This is a genomic window from Citrobacter sp. Cpo030 (genome assembly GCF_030333005.1).
Taxonomy (GTDB): domain Bacteria; phylum Pseudomonadota; class Gammaproteobacteria; order Enterobacterales; family Enterobacteriaceae; genus Citrobacter; species Citrobacter portucalensis.
In genome coordinates this window covers 1-651 of the sequence record NZ_JAOWGT010000025.1, presented here as the reverse complement: position 1 = coordinate 651, position 651 = coordinate 1, and the positions used below count along the sequence as shown (strand labels likewise).

Sequence of the window (651 nt, the reverse complement as noted above, 5' to 3'; positions counted from 1 at the left end):
CAGCGCTATTCTGACCTTGCCATCACGACTGTGCTGGTCATTAAACGCGTATTCAGGCTGACCCTGCGCGCTGCGCAGGGCTTTATTGATTCCATTTTTTCTCTGATGAACGTTCCGCTACGCTGCCCGGATTACAGCTGTGTCAGCAGGCGGGCAAAGTCGGTTAATGTCAGTTTCAAAACGCCCACCCGGGGTGAAATCGCACACCTGGTAATTGATTCCACCGGGCTGAAGGTCTTCGGTGAAGGCGAGTGGAAAGTCAAAAAGCATGGCCAGGAACGCCGCCGTATCTGGCGTAAGCTGTATCTCGCCGTTGACAGTAAAACACATGAAATCATCTGCGCTGACCTGTCGCTGAACAACGTTACGGACTCAGAGGCCTTCCCCGGGTTAATCCGGCAAACCCACCGGAAAATCAGGTCAGCCGACGCCGATGGCGCTTACGATACCCGGCTATGTCACGATGAACTGCGGCGTAAGAAAATCAGCGCGCTTATCCCTCCCCGAAAAGGTGCGGGTTACTGGCCCGGTGAATATGCAGACCGTAACCGTGCAGTGGCTAATCAGCGAATGACCGGGAGTAATGCGCGGTGGAAATGGACAACAGATTACAACCGTCGCTCGATAGCGGAAACGGCGATGTACCGGGTA

Annotated in this window: 1 protein-coding gene; it reads left to right on the top strand. The window is 54.5% G+C overall.

The genetic code is table 11. The features are described 5' to 3' along the window. The coding region (locus tag OGY37_RS00225; protein WP_286619768.1) for an IS5-like element IS903B family transposase at positions 1 to 651 on the top strand (651 nt) is incomplete at both ends.